The organism is Sulfuriferula thiophila (assembly GCF_003864975.1).
In the GTDB taxonomy this organism is placed as follows: domain Bacteria; phylum Pseudomonadota; class Gammaproteobacteria; order Burkholderiales; family Sulfuriferulaceae; genus Sulfuriferula; species Sulfuriferula thiophila.
Genome location: NZ_BHGL01000006.1, coordinates 459,221 through 477,379 on the forward strand (window position 1 = coordinate 459,221; position 18,159 = coordinate 477,379).

The 18,159-nt window shown below is 48.6% G+C and carries 20 protein-coding genes; 17 read left to right on the forward strand and 3 right to left on the reverse strand.

From position 1 onward, the window contains the following. The first annotated feature begins 56 nt into the window (after positions 1-56). On the forward strand, positions 57-1,370 hold the full coding sequence (gene rimO, locus EJE49_RS04695) for a 30S ribosomal protein S12 methylthiotransferase RimO (protein ID WP_124949214.1): 1,314 nt from the start codon (positions 57-59) through the stop codon (positions 1,368-1,370). 40 nt (positions 1,371-1,410) lie between these two features. Here rimO and EJE49_RS04700 read toward each other — a convergent pair whose 3' ends face one another. The 3 genes from EJE49_RS04700 to flgA form a co-directional block, all read right to left on the reverse strand. Further along, complete coding sequence (locus EJE49_RS04700) at positions 1,411-1,884, reverse strand: flagella synthesis protein FlgN (RefSeq protein ID WP_124949215.1); 474 nt, start codon at positions 1,882-1,884, stop codon at positions 1,411-1,413. Then, the gene (gene flgM, locus EJE49_RS04705) at positions 1,881-2,201 is read right to left on the reverse strand and encodes a flagellar biosynthesis anti-sigma factor FlgM (RefSeq protein WP_124949216.1); all 321 of its coding nucleotides are present in this window, start codon (positions 2,199-2,201) and stop codon (positions 1,881-1,883) included. Before flgM ends, EJE49_RS04700 begins: the two co-directional genes overlap by 4 nt. Before the next feature lie 104 nt (positions 2,202-2,305). Then, positions 2,306-2,995 carry a flagellar basal body P-ring formation chaperone FlgA gene (gene flgA / locus EJE49_RS04710; RefSeq protein WP_124949217.1) on the reverse strand — a complete coding sequence of 230 codons (690 nt, stop codon included), beginning with the start codon at positions 2,993-2,995 and terminating at the stop codon, positions 2,306-2,308. 164 nt (positions 2,996-3,159) lie between these two features. Between flgA and flgB the strand changes: the two genes are divergently transcribed. The 16 genes from flgB to EJE49_RS14360 form a co-directional block, all read left to right on the forward strand. Next, positions 3,160-3,570 carry a flagellar basal body rod protein FlgB gene (gene flgB, locus EJE49_RS04715; protein ID WP_124949218.1) on the forward strand — a complete coding sequence of 137 codons (411 nt, stop codon included), beginning with the start codon at positions 3,160-3,162 and terminating at the stop codon, positions 3,568-3,570. A gap of 5 nt (positions 3,571-3,575) precedes the next feature. Further along, positions 3,576-3,980 carry a flagellar basal body rod protein FlgC gene (gene flgC, locus EJE49_RS04720; protein WP_124949219.1) on the forward strand — a complete coding sequence of 135 codons (405 nt, stop codon included), beginning with the start codon at positions 3,576-3,578 and terminating at the stop codon, positions 3,978-3,980. 14 nt (positions 3,981-3,994) lie between these two features. Next, on the forward strand, positions 3,995-4,666 hold the full coding sequence (locus EJE49_RS04725; protein WP_124949220.1) for a flagellar hook assembly protein FlgD: 672 nt from the start codon (positions 3,995-3,997) through the stop codon (positions 4,664-4,666). A 27-nt stretch (positions 4,667-4,693) separates the two neighbouring features. After that, on the forward strand, positions 4,694-5,923 hold the full coding sequence (gene flgE / locus EJE49_RS04730; protein WP_124949221.1) for a flagellar hook protein FlgE: 1,230 nt from the start codon (positions 4,694-4,696) through the stop codon (positions 5,921-5,923). Between the two features lie 21 nt (positions 5,924-5,944). After that, entirely contained in the window at positions 5,945-6,685 is a 741-nt protein-coding gene (flgF, locus tag EJE49_RS04735) for a flagellar basal-body rod protein FlgF (protein ID WP_124949222.1), read from the forward strand. 52 nt (positions 6,686-6,737) lie between these two features. Continuing rightward, entirely contained in the window at positions 6,738-7,520 is a 783-nt protein-coding gene (gene flgG / locus EJE49_RS04740; RefSeq protein ID WP_124949223.1) for a flagellar basal-body rod protein FlgG, read from the forward strand. 16 nt (positions 7,521-7,536) lie between these two features. Further along, the gene (locus EJE49_RS04745; RefSeq protein WP_124949224.1) at positions 7,537-8,199 is read left to right on the forward strand and encodes a flagellar basal body L-ring protein FlgH; all 663 of its coding nucleotides are present in this window, start codon (positions 7,537-7,539) and stop codon (positions 8,197-8,199) included. 70 nt (positions 8,200-8,269) lie between these two features. Further along, the gene (locus tag EJE49_RS04750) at positions 8,270-9,328 is read left to right on the forward strand and encodes a flagellar basal body P-ring protein FlgI (protein ID WP_370685815.1); all 1,059 of its coding nucleotides are present in this window, start codon (positions 8,270-8,272) and stop codon (positions 9,326-9,328) included. A gap of 7 nt (positions 9,329-9,335) precedes the next feature. Beyond that, the gene (gene flgJ / locus EJE49_RS04755; RefSeq protein ID WP_124949226.1) at positions 9,336-10,214 is read left to right on the forward strand and encodes a flagellar assembly peptidoglycan hydrolase FlgJ; all 879 of its coding nucleotides are present in this window, start codon (positions 9,336-9,338) and stop codon (positions 10,212-10,214) included. 60 nt (positions 10,215-10,274) lie between these two features. After that, positions 10,275-12,215: a flagellar hook-associated protein FlgK gene (flgK, locus tag EJE49_RS04760; RefSeq protein ID WP_124949227.1), complete on the forward strand. Its 1,941-nt coding sequence runs from the start codon at positions 10,275-10,277 to the stop codon at positions 12,213-12,215. A gap of 12 nt (positions 12,216-12,227) precedes the next feature. Further along, positions 12,228-13,160 (forward strand): flagellar hook-associated protein FlgL, encoded by a 933-nt coding sequence (gene flgL, locus EJE49_RS04765; protein ID WP_124949228.1) that lies wholly within the window; start codon positions 12,228-12,230, stop codon positions 13,158-13,160. Positions 13,161-13,274: 114 nt separating this feature from the next. Continuing rightward, positions 13,275-13,808, forward strand: coding sequence for a chemotaxis protein (locus EJE49_RS04770; RefSeq protein ID WP_124949229.1), 534 nt, complete (start codon positions 13,275-13,277; stop codon positions 13,806-13,808). A 60-nt stretch (positions 13,809-13,868) separates the two neighbouring features. Continuing rightward, positions 13,869-14,234 (forward strand): response regulator, encoded by a 366-nt coding sequence (locus tag EJE49_RS04775; protein WP_124949230.1) that lies wholly within the window; start codon positions 13,869-13,871, stop codon positions 14,232-14,234. 155 nt (positions 14,235-14,389) lie between these two features. Further along, positions 14,390-16,447 carry a chemotaxis protein CheA gene (gene cheA / locus EJE49_RS04780; RefSeq protein ID WP_124949231.1) on the forward strand — a complete coding sequence of 686 codons (2,058 nt, stop codon included), beginning with the start codon at positions 14,390-14,392 and terminating at the stop codon, positions 16,445-16,447. Between the two features lie 26 nt (positions 16,448-16,473). Then, positions 16,474-16,968: a chemotaxis protein CheW gene (locus tag EJE49_RS04785; RefSeq protein WP_124949232.1), complete on the forward strand. Its 495-nt coding sequence runs from the start codon at positions 16,474-16,476 to the stop codon at positions 16,966-16,968. Positions 16,969-17,017: 49 nt separating this feature from the next. Beyond that, the coding region (locus EJE49_RS14360; RefSeq protein ID WP_124949233.1) for a Tar ligand binding domain-containing protein at positions 17,018-18,159 on the forward strand (1,142 nt) is incomplete at its 3' end.

Sequence of the window (18,159 nt, forward strand, 5' to 3'; positions counted from 1 at the left end):
CAAACGCAAAAAATATAATGTACATCGTGGTTTGATACCAAAGAAAGATTGTTTAAATGAATACTATCCCGAAAATTGGCTTTGTGTCGTTAGGTTGCCCCAAGGCCACTTCAGATTCCGAGCGTATTTTGACTGAATTACGCGCCGAAGGCTATTTAATTGCACCTAATTACCAGGACGCAGATCTGGTGGTGGTGAATACCTGCGGTTTTATTGATGCTGCGGTGGAAGAGTCGCTCGATGCAATCGGCGAGGCGTTGGCTGAAAATGGCAAGGTGATTGTGACCGGCTGTCTTGGCGCGAAGGCCGATGTGGTCAAGCTGGCACATCCCAGCGTGCTGGCAGTAACCGGTCCGCATGCCACGGAAGCGGTCATGGCGGCGGTGCACGAACATTTGCCTAAGCCGCATGATCCTTATCTTGACCTGGTGCCGCCGCAAGGCATACGTTTAACGCCTGATCATTATGCTTATCTGAAAATATCCGAGGGTTGTAACCACCGCTGCACGTTTTGCATTATCCCGTCCATGCGCGGTGATCTGGTGAGCCGGCCTGTGGGTGATGTGATGCAGGAAGCCGAGCGACTGGCTGCGGCTGGTGTGAAAGAGTTACTGGTAATCTCCCAGGATACCAGTGCCTATGGTGTGGATGTCAAATACCGTACTGGTTTCTGGCAAGGCCGTCCGTTGAAGACGCGCATGACGGAATTGGCTGCTGCATTGGCTGAGCTTGATGTCTGGGTGCGTCTGCATTATGTTTATCCTTATCCGCATGTGGATGAGATTATTCCATTAATGGCGGAGGGCAAGATTTTGCCGTATCTCGATATCCCGTTCCAGCATGCCAGCCCGCGCATACTGAAGGCGATGAAACGTCCGGCTGCGGCTGAAAATACGTTGGCGCGAATTCGCGCATGGCGTGAGATTTGCCCTGAACTGGTTATTCGCAGTACGTTTATTACCGGTTTCCCTGGTGAGACGGAAGCCGATTTTGAACAGCTAATGGAGTTTATTGCAGAAGCGGATCTGGATCGTGTCGGTTGCTTTACGTATTCAGCAGTTGAAGGTGCGACGGCTAATGCATTGCCTGATCACGTGCCGGAAGAAATCAAAGAGGAACGTCGTGCGCGGTTAATGGAGTTGCAGGCTGACATTAGTGCGGATCGGTTGGAGGCGCGTATTGGCCAGACTCTTACAGTGCTGATTGATGAAATCAGCGAAGAGGGTGCAATAGGTCGCAGTTATGCAGATGCACCTGAGATTGATGGTGTGGTGGTGATTGAGGATGCTGCAGGGTTGGTGCCGGGTGAGTTTGCTACCGTTAAAATAATCGATAGTGGCGAGCATGACCTATGGGGTGAACGCGTTTAAATCGGGGCTTGGGAAGCGCTAAAACTTCAGGGTTTGGTGCTTACCCGACAACGATGCCGCGGGATTTGGTTGCGCTTGTGGTTTGACCATCAGGACCGTAAATATTGCCGGTTTTATTGGAACCGCGCAGAACATTGAGTGTATTTTGATTGCGGCTCAGGTGCGTATTAATCAGCAGCCCGTTGGTGTGATTAAGTTCTTTGGCTGTTCTTACCAGGTTCAACAAGCTTTGCCAGGCTTGATCAACAGTATGGGCTGCGTTTTGGTCAATCCAGGTCTGCATGCCCGATTCATCAGGCTGATGTCCAGCAGTCGCAAGAATTAGATGGCGCTTGTTTGATAGCTCTGCCAATTTGGCAATGTGCTGAGCTTTTTGATCAACAATGGGTTTGATCTCTTCAATATCGGCGTTGATTAACAGAGCTTGTTCATTCTGAATAAGTTTAACCAAGCTGGTAATGGTTTGGTTTTCTTCATGCAGATTCTCTAATAATCGTGTGCCGAATGTGCTCATCTTTGACTATTCCTGCCTTGTAGTAAATCTTTGACCGACGATATCAGTTCGTTGGCAATCTTTTTAGAATCGACCTGGAACTGTCCATCCGCAATAGCTAGTTTGATCGCGTCAACCTTTTTTGCGTCAAAAGCACTGCTGGTTGATATTTGCGATTGCAAGGCCTGCAGCTGGGAAGATAGCGGCGATAAGGTGACGGTAGCGCCACTGCTTGGTTGCGCGCCAGTCGACTTATCCGCTGCTTTTGCTTTGCTACCCGCAGTACTGGTCCCGACAGTTACGCCCGTAACGTTTTTAACAGAGTCAGTGACTTTCATGATGTTATCTCTTTTAGTGAGCGCTCAGACAATCCTGAGCTACAACTGAATTGTCGGCAATTATTTTGCAAACTTTAACACAACGGGCAAAATAATCACAAAATTCAATATCCCACTTCAACTATACCATCTGATCGAGCAATGCCGCTAATAACCTGACCATTGCCCATTCTGATCTGGACCGATTGGCCCGCATTGGCCGTTGTCAGCGCACGTCCTTCTGCGCTGACTTCGAATCCGTTGCCACTGGAAACAAGCTTGACGCTTTGTCCTTGCTGAATCACCGCTTGAACGCGCAGGGCGTCCATGCGTAATGGCGTGCCAGCTGGTATGGACATCGCAACGGTCTTGCCTATTGCCTGGCTGCTATCGGTAATAATTCCATTGGGTAATTTTGTCAAATCTCCAGTGGCTATGCTGAGTTGTTTCTCGCTTATCTGTTGACCTTGTGCCAATGGAGCGGCACTGACGAGATAGTTACCGATGACGCTGATGTCAGCCTGTATATAGATAGTCCAATTTGACGGTGAACTGCAGCGCACCCCGACCGTGGTTTTACCCCAAATACGGCTACCAGTAGGAATAAATGGTTCGAGTGCATTGCAAGCACTCAGGTTCAGGCGGCTGTCGAGTGCGCCAACTTTAATTTTGACTTGGCCCGGTAATCCGGTCGTTTGGGTTTGCAGGAATTGCTCGACGCTATGCAGTATCCGAGCCGGGTCCTGACGCGGTGCGTCCACCTGGGCAGTAGCCAGTGCAGGCAATAAGCATAATAAGGTAAGCAGGCTTCTCATTGGGTAACCATCAATTGAATTTCTGATTCCATATTAAATCACCTTGCCAGGCTTAAAGCGCAGAATAAGCTCATGAAAATTCGCCTATTCGATCAATTGATATTGTGTGATGCGACTATTATAGGAACTATATCTTAGTGTTATTACGCTGACAGGAGGCCAGGATGATAGGAAGTATAAACAATGAATTGCAGTTTCAGGAAGCCGCATTACGGCTACGTGAGCAGCGTCAGCAGTTACTGGCTTCCAATATTGCTAATGCCGATACACCTAATTATAAGGCGCGTGATTTTAATTTTAATCAGGCGTTGCAAGGTGTGTTAGCACGCAATGCCAGTACGCCAACGGCGATGGCGCAAACTGCAAGCGGGCATATGCCCGGCGTGAATGATGCTGATTTTGGTGGGGCGCCACTGCAGTACCGCACGGTGCAACAGGGCAGTGTCGATGGGAATACTGTGGATATGGATACCGAGCGCAATCAGTTTACTGATAATGCATTGCGGTATGAGGCGAGCCTGACCATGATCACGGGTCGGATTAAGGATTTGTTAGCAGCTATGCAAGGAGGGTAATTGCCATGTCATTATTCAGTATATTTAATGTGGCTGGTTCAGCCATGAGCGCACAAGCGCAGCGTCTGAATGTGGTGGCGAGTAACCTGGCCAATGCAGATAGCGCGACGAGTGCAAACGGACAGGTTTATAAAGCCAAGCAAGTGGTTTTTTCGGCAATGCCGGTGAATGGTGCAGAAGCGACGGGAGTCAAAGTCGATCAGGTGGTAGAGGATAAATCCCTGCCGCGCTTGATGTATGACCCTAAAAGCCCACTGGCAGATGCGAAGGGCTATGTGACGATGCCTAATGTGAATGTGGTAGAAGAAATGGTCAATATGATTTCCGCTTCACGGTCATATCAAACCAATGTGGATACCATGAATGCGGCCAAATCGATGTTGCAAAAAACGCTGACCATTGGTCAGTAATTAAGGAGTTCAAGATGAGTACAGTTCAGACCAATACCGTGTCCCCCAGCTTGCTGGCAACGATGAATCCCAGTACAAGTGCGACGCAGAGCACGTCGGCAGCGGCGCAGGATCAGTTCATGAAACTGCTGGTGACCCAGATGAAGAATCAGGATCCGCTGAATCCGCTGGACAACGCCCAGGTGACGAGTCAGCTGGCGCAATTGTCGACGGTATCGGGTATTGAAAAAATGAATACGACGCTGGAGTCGATGATTGCAAGTTATCAATCGACCCAATCATTTCAGGCTGCCAGCATGATAGGGCACGGCGTGATGGTCGATGGTTCAACGACTAGCCTGAATGCCGGTAAGGCATTGTTTGGTGTGGATCTGGCCAGCAATGCAGATACTGTGAATGTCACGGTGCTGGATGGAAATGGTCAGCCGGTACACAGTTTTGATGTGGGTGCACAGCAAGCCGGCTTGCTGCCATTGCAATGGGATGGTACGACCGATAGCGGTGCTGCTGCGGCTGATGGCGCTTACAGCTTCAAAGTTACAGCTACGCTGGGTGGCCAGCCTGTTTCTGCACAAACTTTATCGTATGGGCAAGTTGCGAGTGTGGCTACGAGTAGCCAAGGGGTTAAATTGACTGTGCCTGGTTTAGGTGCAATCAGTATGACCGATGTACGTCAGATTCTTTAAATTCCTGATAAAACCGAGGAGAGCAAAATGAGTTTCCAACAAGGACTGAGTGGGTTGAATGCCGCTTCCAAAAATCTGGAAGTGATCGGGAATAACGTTGCCAACGCGGGTACGGTTGGCTTTAAACAATCCCAGGCGCAATTTGCTGACGTATATGCGAGTTCATTGACCGGCTCTGGTACCTCTCAGGTAGGTATCGGTACTAAAGTGTCGCAAGTGACCCAGCAGTTTACCCAGGGCAATATTACCTCATCGAATAATCCGCTGGATCTAGCGATTAACGGTGGCGGTTTTTTCCGCTTGAGCCATAACGGTACCATCAGCTATTCCCGTAACGGGCAATTCCAGCTTGATAAATCAGGATTTATTGTTAACGCGAACGGATTGCATTTGACGGGTTATTCAGTCAATGCAAGTGGCGTGTTATCAACCGGTGCGCCGACGGATGTCTATATCAATACCTCGGATCTTGCGCCTAAGGTGACGGCCAAGGTTGGTGCAGTGCTTAATCTGGATTCGGGTAGCACCGCGCCGGTATTGCCCTTTGATACAACGGATCCTACGACCTTTAATAACTCCACTTCGGTATCGGTATACGATAGTTTGGGTAATTCACATACGCTGCAGACATATTATGTGAAGACAGCCGCCAATACCTGGAATGTGTATGCAACAAACGATGGTGTGCCGATTGGATATACACCGCCAGCCGCTGCTGTGCCGGTAGGTTCGGTGACGTTCAATAGTTCCGGTGTGTTGACCGGCGGTTCCCCAATCTCCGTTGCTGTGCCTGTCACTACAGGTGCGGGTACACCTTTTACCGTAACCGTGGACTATACCGGCACCACACAATACGGCTCCGCATTTAGCGTTAACTCCTTAAGTCAGGACGGTTATGCTTCAGGTAAGCTGAATGGCTTCAACACGGCTGCCGATGGCTCTATTGTTGGCCGCTACACTAATGGTCAATCCAAGACGCTCGGTCAAATTGTGCTGGCCAGTTTCAGTAATCCAAACGGTTTACAGCCACTCGGTGATAACGTGTGGACAGATACGGCCGCTTCTGGCGCAGCTTTGGTCAGCACGCCGGGTTCAGGTCCATTGGGTGTGCTGCAGTCTTCGGCTACCGAGGATTCCAATGTCGATCTGACTGCCGAGCTGGTGAACATGATTACTGCGCAGCGGAATTACCAGGCTAACGCGCAAACCATCAAAACCCAGGATCAGGTGATGCAGACCTTGGTGAACTTGCGTTAATAGCCAGCTAGGGAGCGAATCATGGATCGTCTGATATATACAGCAATGACGGGCGCGAAGCATATTCTGGAAAAGCAGAGTAATACTTCGAATAATCTGGCCAATGCGACGACGACCGGATTTCGTGCCCAGTTGGATTCGTTTCGTGCCGTACCAGTGGTGAGTGAGGGGTTGCCTACGCGCGCGTTTGTAGTCGACTCCACGGTGGGTACCGATTTTACCCCAGGCCCGATGCAGCAAACCGGACGCGATCTGGATGTGGCATTGCGAGGAAATGGCTGGATTGCAGTAGAGATGGGTAACGGCACTGAGGCTTATACGCGTAATGGCAGTCTTAAAACCAACGAAAATGGCTTGTTGCAAACCCAGAATGGATTAAATGTTCTGGGGGAAACCGGGCCGATTACCATTCCACCAGATGAAAGCGTGACCATTGCCAAGGATGGTACGGTTTCGACCATTCCAAGAACCGGCGCGGCTACCTCTGTCAATGTGCTGGGGCGGATCAAGCTGGTTAATCCGCCGGAAGCATCGTTAGTTCGCGGTGATGACGGCTACTTCCGTACCAAAGATGGAAAACCGGCCGATGCTGATGCCACGGTAACCGTCGTTGACGGTGCCGTAGAGGGCAGTAACGTCAACGTGGTGACGGCTATGGTGGATATGATTAGCCTGGGGCGTCAGTTTGAAATGCAGATGAAATTAATATCCAGCGCTGAGAATAACGCCAATAAAGCCAGTCAGATCCTGACTTTGGCCTGACACTGATCGGCTTATACTTAGATCATAAGCAACCCTATATGCGGAGAACAACATGATACGTTCATTATGGATAGCCAGAACCGGCCTTGATGCCCAGCAAACACAGATGGACGTGATTGCTAATAACCTCGCTAACGTCAGCACCAATGGTTTCAAACGCTCGCGCGCGGTATTCGAAGATTTGCTGTACCAGACCATGCGTCAGCCTGGTGCGCAGTCATCCCAGCAAACCCAGCTTCCTTCAGGATTGCAGGTCGGTACCGGGGTAAGACCCGTTGCGACAGAACGTATCTTTACCCAGGGCAATTTGCAGCAAACGGGTAATGATAAGGACGTGGCTGTGCAAGGCGCCGGTTTCTTCCAGGTGCTGTTGCCAGATGGCACAACTGCCTATACGCGTGATGGTTCATTTCAAGTTGATAATCAGGGCCAGCTAGTGACTTCCAGTGGTTTTGTGGTGCAACCGGCCATTACTATACCGGCTAATGCACAGTCCCTAACGATAGGGCGTGACGGTACAGTATCGGTAACGCAGCCGGGTGTTACTGCGCCGGTTCAAGTCGGTTCATTGCAACTGGCTACATTCATCAATTCGGCTGGACTGGAAAGTCGAGGCGAGAACCTGTTTGTCGAAACAGCCGCATCGGGTAGTCCGAGCACGAATACTCCGGGCACAAATGGTGCCGGGCTGGTCAATCAAGGTTACGTTGAAACCTCCAATGTGAATGTGGCCGAGGAGTTGGTAAATATGATACAGACGCAGCGTGCTTACGAGATTAACAGTAAAGCGATTACAACATCTGACCAGATGTTGCAAAAACTGACACAGCTTTGATCGACTTGAGCGCACGATGAAAACGATCACGATACTGATGGGGATGCTCTCGCTACTAGCGGGCTGTGCAGTTGTGCCTGATAGTATCGTTCAACAACCCATGACGGCAAAGCCACTGCCGGTGACTGCCGCACAATCCAATAACGGTGCTATTTATCAGGCGAATGCCTATCGGCCTTTGTTTGAAGACCGGCGTGCACGTCTTATCGGCGATACACTTACCATTACCATCAGTGAAAAAACCAGTGCTGGTAAAGCGGCATCCAGCTCCGGCAGTAAATCAGGCAGTATAAGCTCAAGCATACCAACCATATTCGGGTTGCCATTCAAAACATTGCAAGGCATGTCGGTCTCAGCGAATTCGTCTGGTAAAAATGCAGATACAGATGCGCTGTCAGCCACGAATAATTTCACCAGTACTTTGACAGTTACCGTGGTCGACGTGTTGGCAAATGGAAACCTGGTTGTGAGCGGTGAAAAGCAGGTAGCGTTGGATAAGGGCGTCGAGTATGTGCGTTTTTCAGGCGTAGTGAGTCCAGATACGATACAGGCCGGAAATGTGGTGTCTTCTACGCAAGTTGCCGATGCGCGTATTGAATACCGTACTAATAGCCGTATTGATAAAGCAGTGGCTATGGCGTGGATGGCACGTTTTTTCTTGAATGTATTACCTTTCTGACGATAGTGAGATCATCATGACATCATGGAAATTATCGTTATCTCTGGCACTTGTTCTGTTGACTTCGTTGATGACAGGCATTGCACAGGCCGAACGTTTGAAGGATCTGGCGAGCGTACAGGGTGTGCGTCAGAACCAGTTGATAGGTTATGGACTGGTAGTCGGACTGGATGGCAGCGGTGACCAGACTACGCAAACGCCATTTACCGTGCAGAGTGTAGCGAGCATGCTGAAAGGGATGGGGGTGAATCTGCCACCGGGCACTACGCTGCAATTAAAGAACGTTGCCGCTGTGATGGTGACTTCATCGTTACCGGCTTTTGCCCAGCCAGGCCAGTTGCTGGATGTGACTGTGTCATCCATGGGTAACGCCAAGAGCATACGGGGTGGTACATTATTAATGACACCGTTAAAGGGTGCAGATGGCCAGATATATGCAATGGCGCAGGGTAATGTGCTGGTAAGTGGCGCAGGTGCGGCTGTGAATGGTGCAAAGGCGCAGGTTAATCATTTGAGTGTGGGGCGGATTTCCTCGGGTGCAACGGTAGAGCGTGCAGTAGTGAGTGTATTAGGCCAGGATAATGTGATTCGTCTGGAATTGAATGACACCGATTTTTCGACTGCCAGCAGGGTGGTGGACGCCATTAATCAGCATTTTGGTAATGGTACTGCAGCCGCTTTAGATGGGCGTGTGATTCAGGTACGGACGCCGATTGGCAGTAACGACAGGGTTGCGTTTTTAGGTGCGCTGGAAAGTATTAGTGTTAATCCTGCACAAACTGCCGCCAAAGTGATCATGAATGCGCGCACTGGTTCGATTGTGATGAATCAGGCCGTTATGCTGGATCCATGTGCGGTATCGCATGGCAATTTGTCGGTCGTGATCAAGAACGAAACAGCAGTTAGTCAGCCCGCTCCGTTCTCAAAAGGCAAAACAGTCATTACCCAGACTCCGCAAATAGAGATCAAAAGCGAGCCGGGGCAGATGATGCTGGTTAAAGGTGGCGCCTCACTGTCGGATGTGGTTAAGGCGCTCAATTCGATTGGTGCTACACCACAGGATTTGCTGGCCATTCTCCAGGCGATGAAGTCGTCGGGCGCTTTGCGGGCCGAACTGGAAATTATCTGAGGTCATTATGATAGGTTCTGCTGACATAACCAGTAAATTAGCAGCCGACACTCAGGGTCTGGCGGAACTGCGTCGGGCAGCCAAGGAAAACTCGCCTGAAGCCATTAAAACGGTTGCCAAGCAGTTTGAAGCGGTGTTCATGAATATGATGCTGAAGAGCATGCGTGAAGCGACACCGCAAGATGGCATGTTTGACAATGAGCAAAGCCGTCTGTACACCTCTATGCTTGACCAGCAATTGAGCCAGAATATGGCAAGCCGTGGCATAGGTCTTGCCGATGTGTTGGCGCGGCAGTTATCCAGCTTTGGTGGCCCTGCCATACCGCAGACGCCCATGGTTATGCCGGGCAAGGCCGATGTGCTTGGCAAAGAAACGAGCGGGTCACTGTCAGGCGGTGATTTGGCTAAATCCAGCCAGTCGCAACCTGCGCATGTACAGGCATTCCAGAACAAGTTGCAGGCGCACGCCGAGGAGGCTAGTCGTACCACAGGCATTCCGGCCAAATTCATGCTCGGGCAGGCGGCGCTGGAAAGTGGCTGGGGTCGTAAAGAGATACTCGCAGCGAATGGTACGACCAGTCACAATTTATTCGGCATCAAGGCTGGCTCATCATGGCACGGTAAAACCGTCGATTCAGTGACAACAGAGTATGTGGATGGTGTTGCGCAAAGACGAGTGGAAAAATTTCGGGCTTACGATAGTTATGCGGACTCCTTCCGCGACTACGCAAATTTATTGCGGAGCAATCCGCGCTATCAGGGTGTGATTGCGAATGCGCATGACGTCTATGGATTTGCACACGGCTTGCAACGAGCCGGTTATGCAACCGACCCTAATTATGCAGACAAATTGACCAAAATCATTAATCAATCACTATCAGCCTGATTCATTAAAGTTTGTTCTGCATTTGCCGCTAACCTAAGTAACGTCTTAGAGTAAACTATCATGGCCACTAATATTCTTAGTATCGGACAAAGCGCACTGGCTGCAGCCCAAATCGGGATCAGCACGACCGGGCATAATATCGCTAACGCCTCAACGCCAGGTTACAGTCGACAAACAGTCATTCAGGGTGCTGCCACGGCGCAGGACTTTGGTTATGGATTTGTGGGTCAGGGTGTTGACGTTACCAGCATACAGCGAATTTATTCTGATTTTCAGGCTACGCAGGTCAATAATACGCAGAGTACGGCGAGCAGCCTGAACAGCTATTACACGCAGATTTCGCAAGTGAATAATATGCTGGCGGATTCGACATCCGGGTTGTCGCCAACTTTGCAGAGCTTCTTTAAAGGTATTCAGGATTTAGCCTCTAATCCTTCTTCAGCGGCATCCCGTCAATCTGCTTTGTCATCAGCCAGTGCGCTGGCTTCTCGTTTTCAAAGTATGGGGGCGCAGTTGAGTGAGTTGCGCCAGGGCGTTAATAATCAGGTAATTACTGGTGTCTCCACGATTAATTCATTAGCTACGCAAATTTCGCAGCTAAACGATAATATTGCCCTTGCGCAGGGTACCGGGCAGCCGCCGAATGATTTGATGGATCAGCGCGATCAGTTAGTGGCTGATTTAAGTAAGCAAATTAAAGTCACGGTGGTGAAGCAGAGCGACAATAAATACAACGTATTTATCGGGAATGGGCAACCGCTGGTTGTTGGTTCCCAGGCATATAATCTGACCACGGCGACTTCCCCTACAGATCCAAGCAAAATCGAAGTTGCCTATAATGCAAAGGGCAAAACCGTTATTCTGGATAGCTCGGCCCTCTCGGGTGGAGCGTTAGGTGGCTTGCTTGATTTCCGTAGCCAAACTCTGGATCCTGCGCAGAATGCATTGGGCCGGATCGCAATCGGTCTGGCCACAACATTTAATGCCCAGCATCGACTTGGCCAAGATCTGAATGGTAATCCCGGGGGCGATTTCTTCTCTGTCGGCATTCCAACAGTAACAGCCAGCACCGCTAATACAGGTACGGGAGCGGTGACTTCAGCTATTACTGATGTCAGTAAATTGACGACGAGTGATTACCGTTTGAAATATGATGGTACCAATTACTCTGTCACTCGTGTGTCTGATGGTGCCGTAACAACGTTTACTACTTTTCCGCAAACCATAGATGGTGTTTCATTTAATCTGACCGGCACGCCTGCAACTAACGATAATTTTCTGATACGGCCGACTTCGACGGGTGCAACTGCTTTTGGTTTGAGCATAACCGATACGAGCCAGATTGCCGCCGCTGCACCTATTGTAACTGCGGCGCCTATTGCTAATTTGGGCACAGGCAAGATCAGTGCGGGTAGTGTAGACAGTACCTATCTGGCGTCGCCGTTAACTGCCGGTACGCCTGTTACATTGACCTATGCATCGGGTACTAATGAGTTGACGGGTTTTCCAGCCACGCAAGCGGTGACGGTTACCAATAATGGTACGACGACTACGTTCGCAGCTGGTGCGCCAGTGACCTACACTGCTGGGGCGACTATCAGTTTTGGCGGTATTAGTTTTACATTGAGTGGCACACCTTCTAACAGTGACACGTTTACTGTCGGTGTAAATACCGGCGGTGTCGGTGATAATCGTAATGCTGTGTTGTTAGGCGCATTGCAAACCACGAATACGTTGGTAGGTGGTACGGCTAGCTATCAAGGCGCATTTTCACAGTTTGTGGCTTTGGTTGGAAATAAAACGAATGAATTAAATGTGACCAGTACGGCTGAAGGTCAGACATTAACGAATTTGGTGAATGCGCAACAGGCGACATCCGGTGTGAATCTGGATGAAGAAGCAACCAATTTGCTGCGTTATCAGCAGGCCTACCAGGCCGCCGGAAAAGTGATGCAACTGGCTAGCCAGTTATTTAATGTGTTGTTGACTATTGGTCAGTAACAGGAGGTAATTATGCGTATCAGTACTAGTGCTTTATACGATCAGGGCTCAAGCAAAATCAGCGATTTGCAAAGTGCGTTAAATAACACGCAGATGCAAATTTCCGCTGGTAAAAGTATTTTGACACCGGCGGATAATCCGATTGCGGCAGCCCAGGTGCTGGATGTGACGCAGTCCCAATCGGTTAACGCGCAATTTGCTGTTAATCGTCAATCTGCGACAAATTCATTAACCATGGTAGATGGCGTTTTATCGACAGCCACAGACTTGTTGCAAAGCCTGAAGACATTAACCGTAAGCGCAGGTGTTCCTGGATTATCCAGCGCCGCACGTGGGGCGATTGCTGTTCAGTTTCGTGCCGGTTTCGATAATCTGATGTCATTAGCCAATTCCACTGATGGTACCGGGAAATATCTGTTTGGCGGTTATCATACAGCTACGCCACCCTTTGTAAAAACGAGTACTGTCGTAGGCGGCGTTACGGTTACTGGTGCGCAATACGTAGGCGATCAGGGGCAAACACAGTTGCAAGTAGATAGTTCGCGGCAAATTGCCATCAGTGAATCAGGGCCGGGAATTTTTCAAACAGGTACGCAAGACATTTTCAAAACACTGGATAATTTTGCAACAATTCTGGAAAACCCAGCCAGTACAGACGCTAATATTTTGTCTGGATTGCAAACAGCAAATACGAATATTGGCGCAAGCCTGGACAATGTTTTAACAGCGCGCGCTTCAACCGGTTCTAAACTCAATGAGCTGGATGCGTTGAATAGTTACGGTTCTGATCGTGACATACAGTACAGTCAGACCTTGTCAAAGCTACAGGATTTGGATTATGCTAAGGCCATAACCAAGTTCTCGCAGCAGCAGACCACTTTGCAAGCTGCTCAACAATCCTTTGTAAAAATGTCGGGTTTGTCTTTGTTTAATTATATTAATTAATGTAGAAGATAAGTTCGTTATAAGATAATAATTAATATAACAATATTTTCCAAGTAATTGTATTTGTGCAGTTAGTAAGCTATTTTTACTTGGATGAGACCGCTGGGGGCGACTATGCAGAAAAAGCAAACCATGGGCTCACAGTTACAGCAGTTGTTAGCAACCGTTTCTACGCATGGTAATCAACATGTGTGCGAAATTGAGCGGGATTTAGCTCAAACCAATATGCTGCTAGATGAGGCTGTTCGAAAACTTGGGAATAGTTTTTTAGCTATTCACCAAGGCTTGACATCGTATCAAAACTTAACAACGAACATACCCGATGCCGGGCTGGCTGATCAGTTGGCGACACTTCAAACAGAAATCAACCAGCATATCAATGCAGCCGTTACGGGACTGCAGTTTCAGGACATGACCAGTCAGCTTATCAACAAAATGACTAAACACATCGCTGAACTCCACGATGTTTTTGCGGTTATGGACCGGTCTGATCGTCAAATACCCGCGGTCGCTGAAGATGCTGTTATTGTGGAAATTCTCAATAATATGAATACTGACCTTGAACGACAGCAGTTGGTTTTTGATGATCTGTCACGCAAAATTGTGTCGCAGCGCCATCTTGAAAGTGGCGATATAGAATTGTTTTAAATCACGCAACGCTTAGCAATTGTTGCGTTTGTGAGTATATAAAGTAAAAAGAGGAATATGATGGCCAAGACCATATTAGCAGTTGATGATTCAGGCTCGCTTCGGCAGATGGTGAGCTTTAGTCTAAAAGCAGCTGGATACGATGTGACAGAGGCCGTTGATGGTCAGGATGGTTTAAATAAAGCTAAACAGCAAACATTCGATTTGGTGCTTACTGACCAGAATATGCCGCGCATGGATGGCTTGACGCTAATCAAGATGCTACGCGGCATGTCCAACTACCAAAAGGTGCCGATTCTGATGCTGACGACGGAATCCAGTGATGAAATGAAATCTCAGGGACGTGCAGCAGGTGCAACGGGCTGGTTGGTGAAGCCGTTTGATCCACAGCGACTGACTGACGTGGTTAAAAAAGTAATTGGGTGATTTTAGCCTGACTCTGAAATTTATTTTCATTTAATTTGCATCGAATTTTACCTTATGGAAATCAGGTAAAAGGCAGTGTCTTTGTGCAAAAATAATAAATCTTTAGAAATCCCACAAGTAATAAAGTTCGTAATAAGCAATTTAGGGAGTTGGCAATGACGGTAGATATGAGTCAGTTTTACCAGGTGTTTTTTGACGAAGCTGCAGAGCTGCTGGCAGAAAAAGAAAGGCTGTTGCTGGATGTCGACATAGCCTCACCGGACTCAGAAGACCTGGATGCCATTTTCCGCACAGCCCATTCCATAAAGGGCGGTGCCGCAACATTTGGGTTTAACGATATTACGGAAGTGACCCACGTTCTGGAGTCCTTGCTGGATCGTATTCGTAAGGGCGAAATAGCCTTAACGGCAGAGCATGTTGATGCATTTCTGGCCGCGAAAGATGTGCTGGAAATGTTAATCAATGGTCATAAAAATGGCAGTGAAGTTGATCATGTGGCTGTTGAGCAGATCAGCAAGCGTTTGAATGCATTGTCTGCATTAGGTGCTACGAATGTTGGCACATCTCAGGCAGGGCAAAAAACAGCAATGGTTGAGCCGGTGCCTGCGCTGGCTGACACAGCACTTTCGTCATCTGCGAACATGCATCATTTTCGTGTCGAACTGCCCGAGACACCTCAGCGAGATATTGATGCCCTGGCCAGTGAGCTAGGTTTGTTAGGGAATATTACTCAGTCTCGCCTGGATGATCAGCGCGTAGTGTTCGAGTTGGATACTGAGAGTAGTGCAGACGATATCGTCGCTATTTGTTCGTTTATTATGGATGCCAATGCATTAAAAATCACTGATATCACACCTGCCGCAGTGCTAGCCGCACCTGTAGTTGAAGATCCAGGCTATGGTTTTTTTGAGCCCATGCTGACTGAAATAGCAGCGAAAGAATCTGCCGCCGCGCAAAATGAAATGTTGGCCCAATCAGCGATGGCGTCAGGCGAAGTGGCAGACAAGAAAAATACTAAGCGTGACCATGAAAAATCGGGATCAAACAATGCTGAATCGAGCTCCATCCGGGTTAGCATTGAAAAAGTGGATCAGCTAATTAACCTGGTTGGCGAGCTGGTAATTACCCAGGCAATGATTGAACAGCGTATAGGCAGTCTGGATCCGATGTTGCACGAAGGTCTGTTAAACAGTGTCGGCCAACTGACACGCAATACCCATGATTTGCAAGAGTCAGTGATGTCGATACGCATGATGCCTATGGATTATGTGTTTTCGCGCTTTCCGCGCATGGTGCGCGATCTGGCGGGTAAGCTGGGCAAGAAAATTGATTTTGTTACTCAGGGTGCAGCCACGGAACTGGATAAAGGCTTGATAGAGCGTATTGTTGATCCGTTGACGCATTTGGTGCGGAACAGCGTGGATCATGGTATCGAGTTACCGGAAGTGCGCCGGGCAGCGGGTAAATCTGAGGCGGGCAGGTTAACCCTTGCAGCATCTCATCAGGGTGGAAATATCGTGATTGAGGTCAGTGATGATGGTGCTGGACTTAATCGGGAGCGTATTCTGGATAAGGCTCAGCAGCAGGGTATTCCCGTCGCTGATAACATGCCCGATGAAGATGTCTGGCAACTGATCTTTGCTCCTGGATTCTCAACAGCCGAAGCTGTCACCGATATTTCTGGTCGAGGCGTGGGGATGGACGTGGTTAAACGCAACATCACTGCGATGGGCGGCTCAGTGGAAATTCGCTCTGCGCGTGGATTTGGTTCTACTATGCGGATATCATTACCCTTGACCCTGGCTATATTGGACGGAATGTCGGTCAAGGTTGGTGAGGAGGTATACATTGTGCCGCTTGCCTATGTAGTTGAATCGTTGCAGCCAGCAACGACAGAACTCAAGGAAGTTGCGGGGCAGGGTAGACTGATTAAAGTGCGTGAAGAATACCTGCCATTGATTTATCTTTATGAGCAATTCTCCATAAACCCACGCTATACGGAGCCTTCAGAGGGTATTGTGGTGATTTTGGGTATGGATGGCAAAAAAGCGGCCTTGTTCGTTGATAGCCTGGTAGGGCAGCAACAGGTTGTCGTTAAAAATCTGGAGTCCAATTTCCGTAAAGTGCCGGGGATATCCGGGGCAACAATATTGGGTGATGGTGGCGTATCGTTGATTGTGGATGTGTCAGCAATTATGCGTTCACTTGGATAAATCGTTTAAAGTTTAAGAGGTAAATCATGCAAAATACTATGCACATGAATGGTAATTCTGAGGAGTCTACGGGGCATGAGTTCCTTGCGTTTACTCTGGGTGCGGAAGAATATGGTATCGATATTCTGAAAGTGCAGGAAATTCGCGGTTATGAAAGTCCGACGAGAATTGCGAATGCGCCAGAGTTTATCAAAGGGGTCATCAACTTGCGTGGTTTGATAGTGCCTATTGTGGATATGCGGATTAAGTTTAATCTGGGTGACGCGAATTACGATAACTTGACGGTGGTGATCATTCTGAATATTGGCGGTCGTGTGGTTGGTATGGTAGTGGATAGCGTATCCGATGTGATTACGCTGAATCCAGAACAAATCAAACCAGCGCCAGCCATGACCAGTGCGCTTGATACTACTTATCTGATTGGGCTGGGTACCGTAGAGCAGCGCATGTTGATTCTAGTGGATATTGATAAGCTGATGTCTAGTGCTGAAATGGGTTTAACTGACGAGATGGCTGCATGATTGCAGTTGTCAGGTTGTAAAGAATAAATAATATAAATAAGGAGACATCATGTTTAGTCGAATCAGTATTAAAAATCGCTTGATTGCAGCATTTACAATGAATGCTTTGCTGCTTTTGTTTGTTGGTGGTTTAGGTATTTATACCGCAAAACACAATGTGTATCTTCTGGAAAGTCTTACATTAAAAGACAAAAGCGCTGAAGCTGACATTGTGCGTATTAAATACCGTATGGAATTTAACCGCAGCGAGTTGTTGCGCGCAATACAGCATGACCCTACGTTCAGTGTATCAAAGATGCATGACCATCCTGTGACTAAGCATATTAAAAGTATTGAGGCCAGTAACAAAATCCTCAAGGAGAAGGCTGATGCGTATCAGGCTGGGATATCTGATCCTGAGGAGAAGCAGCTTTTTGATAACTGGTTAACCGAATCAAATAACATGGGTACCGAAGCTATCAAACAAGTTGTTGCAGATATCCAGGCAAATCAATGGGAAGAGGCAGCAGGTCGTACGGTGAAAGTGATTAACCCGCTCTATACTAAAAGTGATGCAAATTCAAAAGCACTTGTGGAGTATCTGACAAAACGGGCGGAGAAAAATCGGGTGCTGGTGAGGGAAAACATTGCACAGATGACTTATTTCCTGATTGCGATACTTTCCCTTGGCGTCATCATGGCCATCATAACCGGTTGGCTGCTGATCCGGAGTATTACCGTGCCATTGCATCATGCAGTAGAAGTGGCGCGCCGTGTTGCGGATGGTGATTTACGTTCCGATGTTACAGTGATTCACCAGGATGAAATTGGTGATGTACTGAATGCGCTGAAAGATATGAATGTCAGCCTGGCCCATATAGTCGGCGAGGTTCGTGTAGGTACAGAGACGATAGCCTCGGCATCCAGTGAGATTGCTGCGGGCAATCTGGATCTGTCCAATCGTACTGAAGCACAGGCAGGCTCGCTGGAAGAAACGGCGTCAGCAATGGAGGAGCTTACCTCCACGGTCAAGCAGAATGCGGATAATGCGCGTCAGGCTAATCAGTTGGCCGGAACTGCTTCGGAAGTGGCTGTTAAAGGCGGCGCAGTTGTATCGGAAGTGGTGGCAACTATGGGCGCCATTAACGAATCGGCACGCAAGATCGCTGATATTATCGGAGTGATTGACGGTATCGCATTCCAGACCAACAT

What these genes read in the sequence shown, in the direction of transcription:
- rimO (WP_124949214.1), top strand. Translation starts at nt 57, where the DNA reads ATGAATACTATCCCGAAAATTGGCTTTGTGTCGTTAGGTTGCCCCAAG.
- EJE49_RS04700 (WP_124949215.1), bottom strand. Translation starts at nt 1,884, where the DNA reads ATGAGCACATTCGGCACACGATTATTAGAGAATCTGCATGAAGAAAAC.
- flgM (WP_124949216.1), bottom strand. Translation starts at nt 2,201, where the DNA reads ATGAAAGTCACTGACTCTGTTAAAAACGTTACGGGCGTAACTGTCGGG.
- flgA (WP_124949217.1), bottom strand. Translation starts at nt 2,995, where the DNA reads ATGAGAAGCCTGCTTACCTTATTATGCTTATTGCCTGCACTGGCTACT.
- flgB (WP_124949218.1), top strand. Translation starts at nt 3,160, where the DNA reads ATGATAGGAAGTATAAACAATGAATTGCAGTTTCAGGAAGCCGCATTA.
- flgC (WP_124949219.1), top strand. Translation starts at nt 3,576, where the DNA reads ATGTCATTATTCAGTATATTTAATGTGGCTGGTTCAGCCATGAGCGCA.
- EJE49_RS04725 (WP_124949220.1), top strand. Translation starts at nt 3,995, where the DNA reads ATGAGTACAGTTCAGACCAATACCGTGTCCCCCAGCTTGCTGGCAACG.
- flgE (WP_124949221.1), top strand. Translation starts at nt 4,694, where the DNA reads ATGAGTTTCCAACAAGGACTGAGTGGGTTGAATGCCGCTTCCAAAAAT.
- flgF (WP_124949222.1), top strand. Translation starts at nt 5,945, where the DNA reads ATGGATCGTCTGATATATACAGCAATGACGGGCGCGAAGCATATTCTG.
- flgG (WP_124949223.1), top strand. Translation starts at nt 6,738, where the DNA reads ATGATACGTTCATTATGGATAGCCAGAACCGGCCTTGATGCCCAGCAA.
- EJE49_RS04745 (WP_124949224.1), top strand. Translation starts at nt 7,537, where the DNA reads ATGAAAACGATCACGATACTGATGGGGATGCTCTCGCTACTAGCGGGC.
- EJE49_RS04750 (WP_370685815.1), top strand. Translation starts at nt 8,270, where the DNA reads ATGACAGGCATTGCACAGGCCGAACGTTTGAAGGATCTGGCGAGCGTA.
- flgJ (WP_124949226.1), top strand. Translation starts at nt 9,336, where the DNA reads ATGATAGGTTCTGCTGACATAACCAGTAAATTAGCAGCCGACACTCAG.
- flgK (WP_124949227.1), top strand. Translation starts at nt 10,275, where the DNA reads ATGGCCACTAATATTCTTAGTATCGGACAAAGCGCACTGGCTGCAGCC.
- flgL (WP_124949228.1), top strand. Translation starts at nt 12,228, where the DNA reads ATGCGTATCAGTACTAGTGCTTTATACGATCAGGGCTCAAGCAAAATC.
- EJE49_RS04770 (WP_124949229.1), top strand. Translation starts at nt 13,275, where the DNA reads ATGCAGAAAAAGCAAACCATGGGCTCACAGTTACAGCAGTTGTTAGCA.
- EJE49_RS04775 (WP_124949230.1), top strand. Translation starts at nt 13,869, where the DNA reads ATGGCCAAGACCATATTAGCAGTTGATGATTCAGGCTCGCTTCGGCAG.
- cheA (WP_124949231.1), top strand. Translation starts at nt 14,390, where the DNA reads ATGACGGTAGATATGAGTCAGTTTTACCAGGTGTTTTTTGACGAAGCT.
- EJE49_RS04785 (WP_124949232.1), top strand. Translation starts at nt 16,474, where the DNA reads ATGCAAAATACTATGCACATGAATGGTAATTCTGAGGAGTCTACGGGG.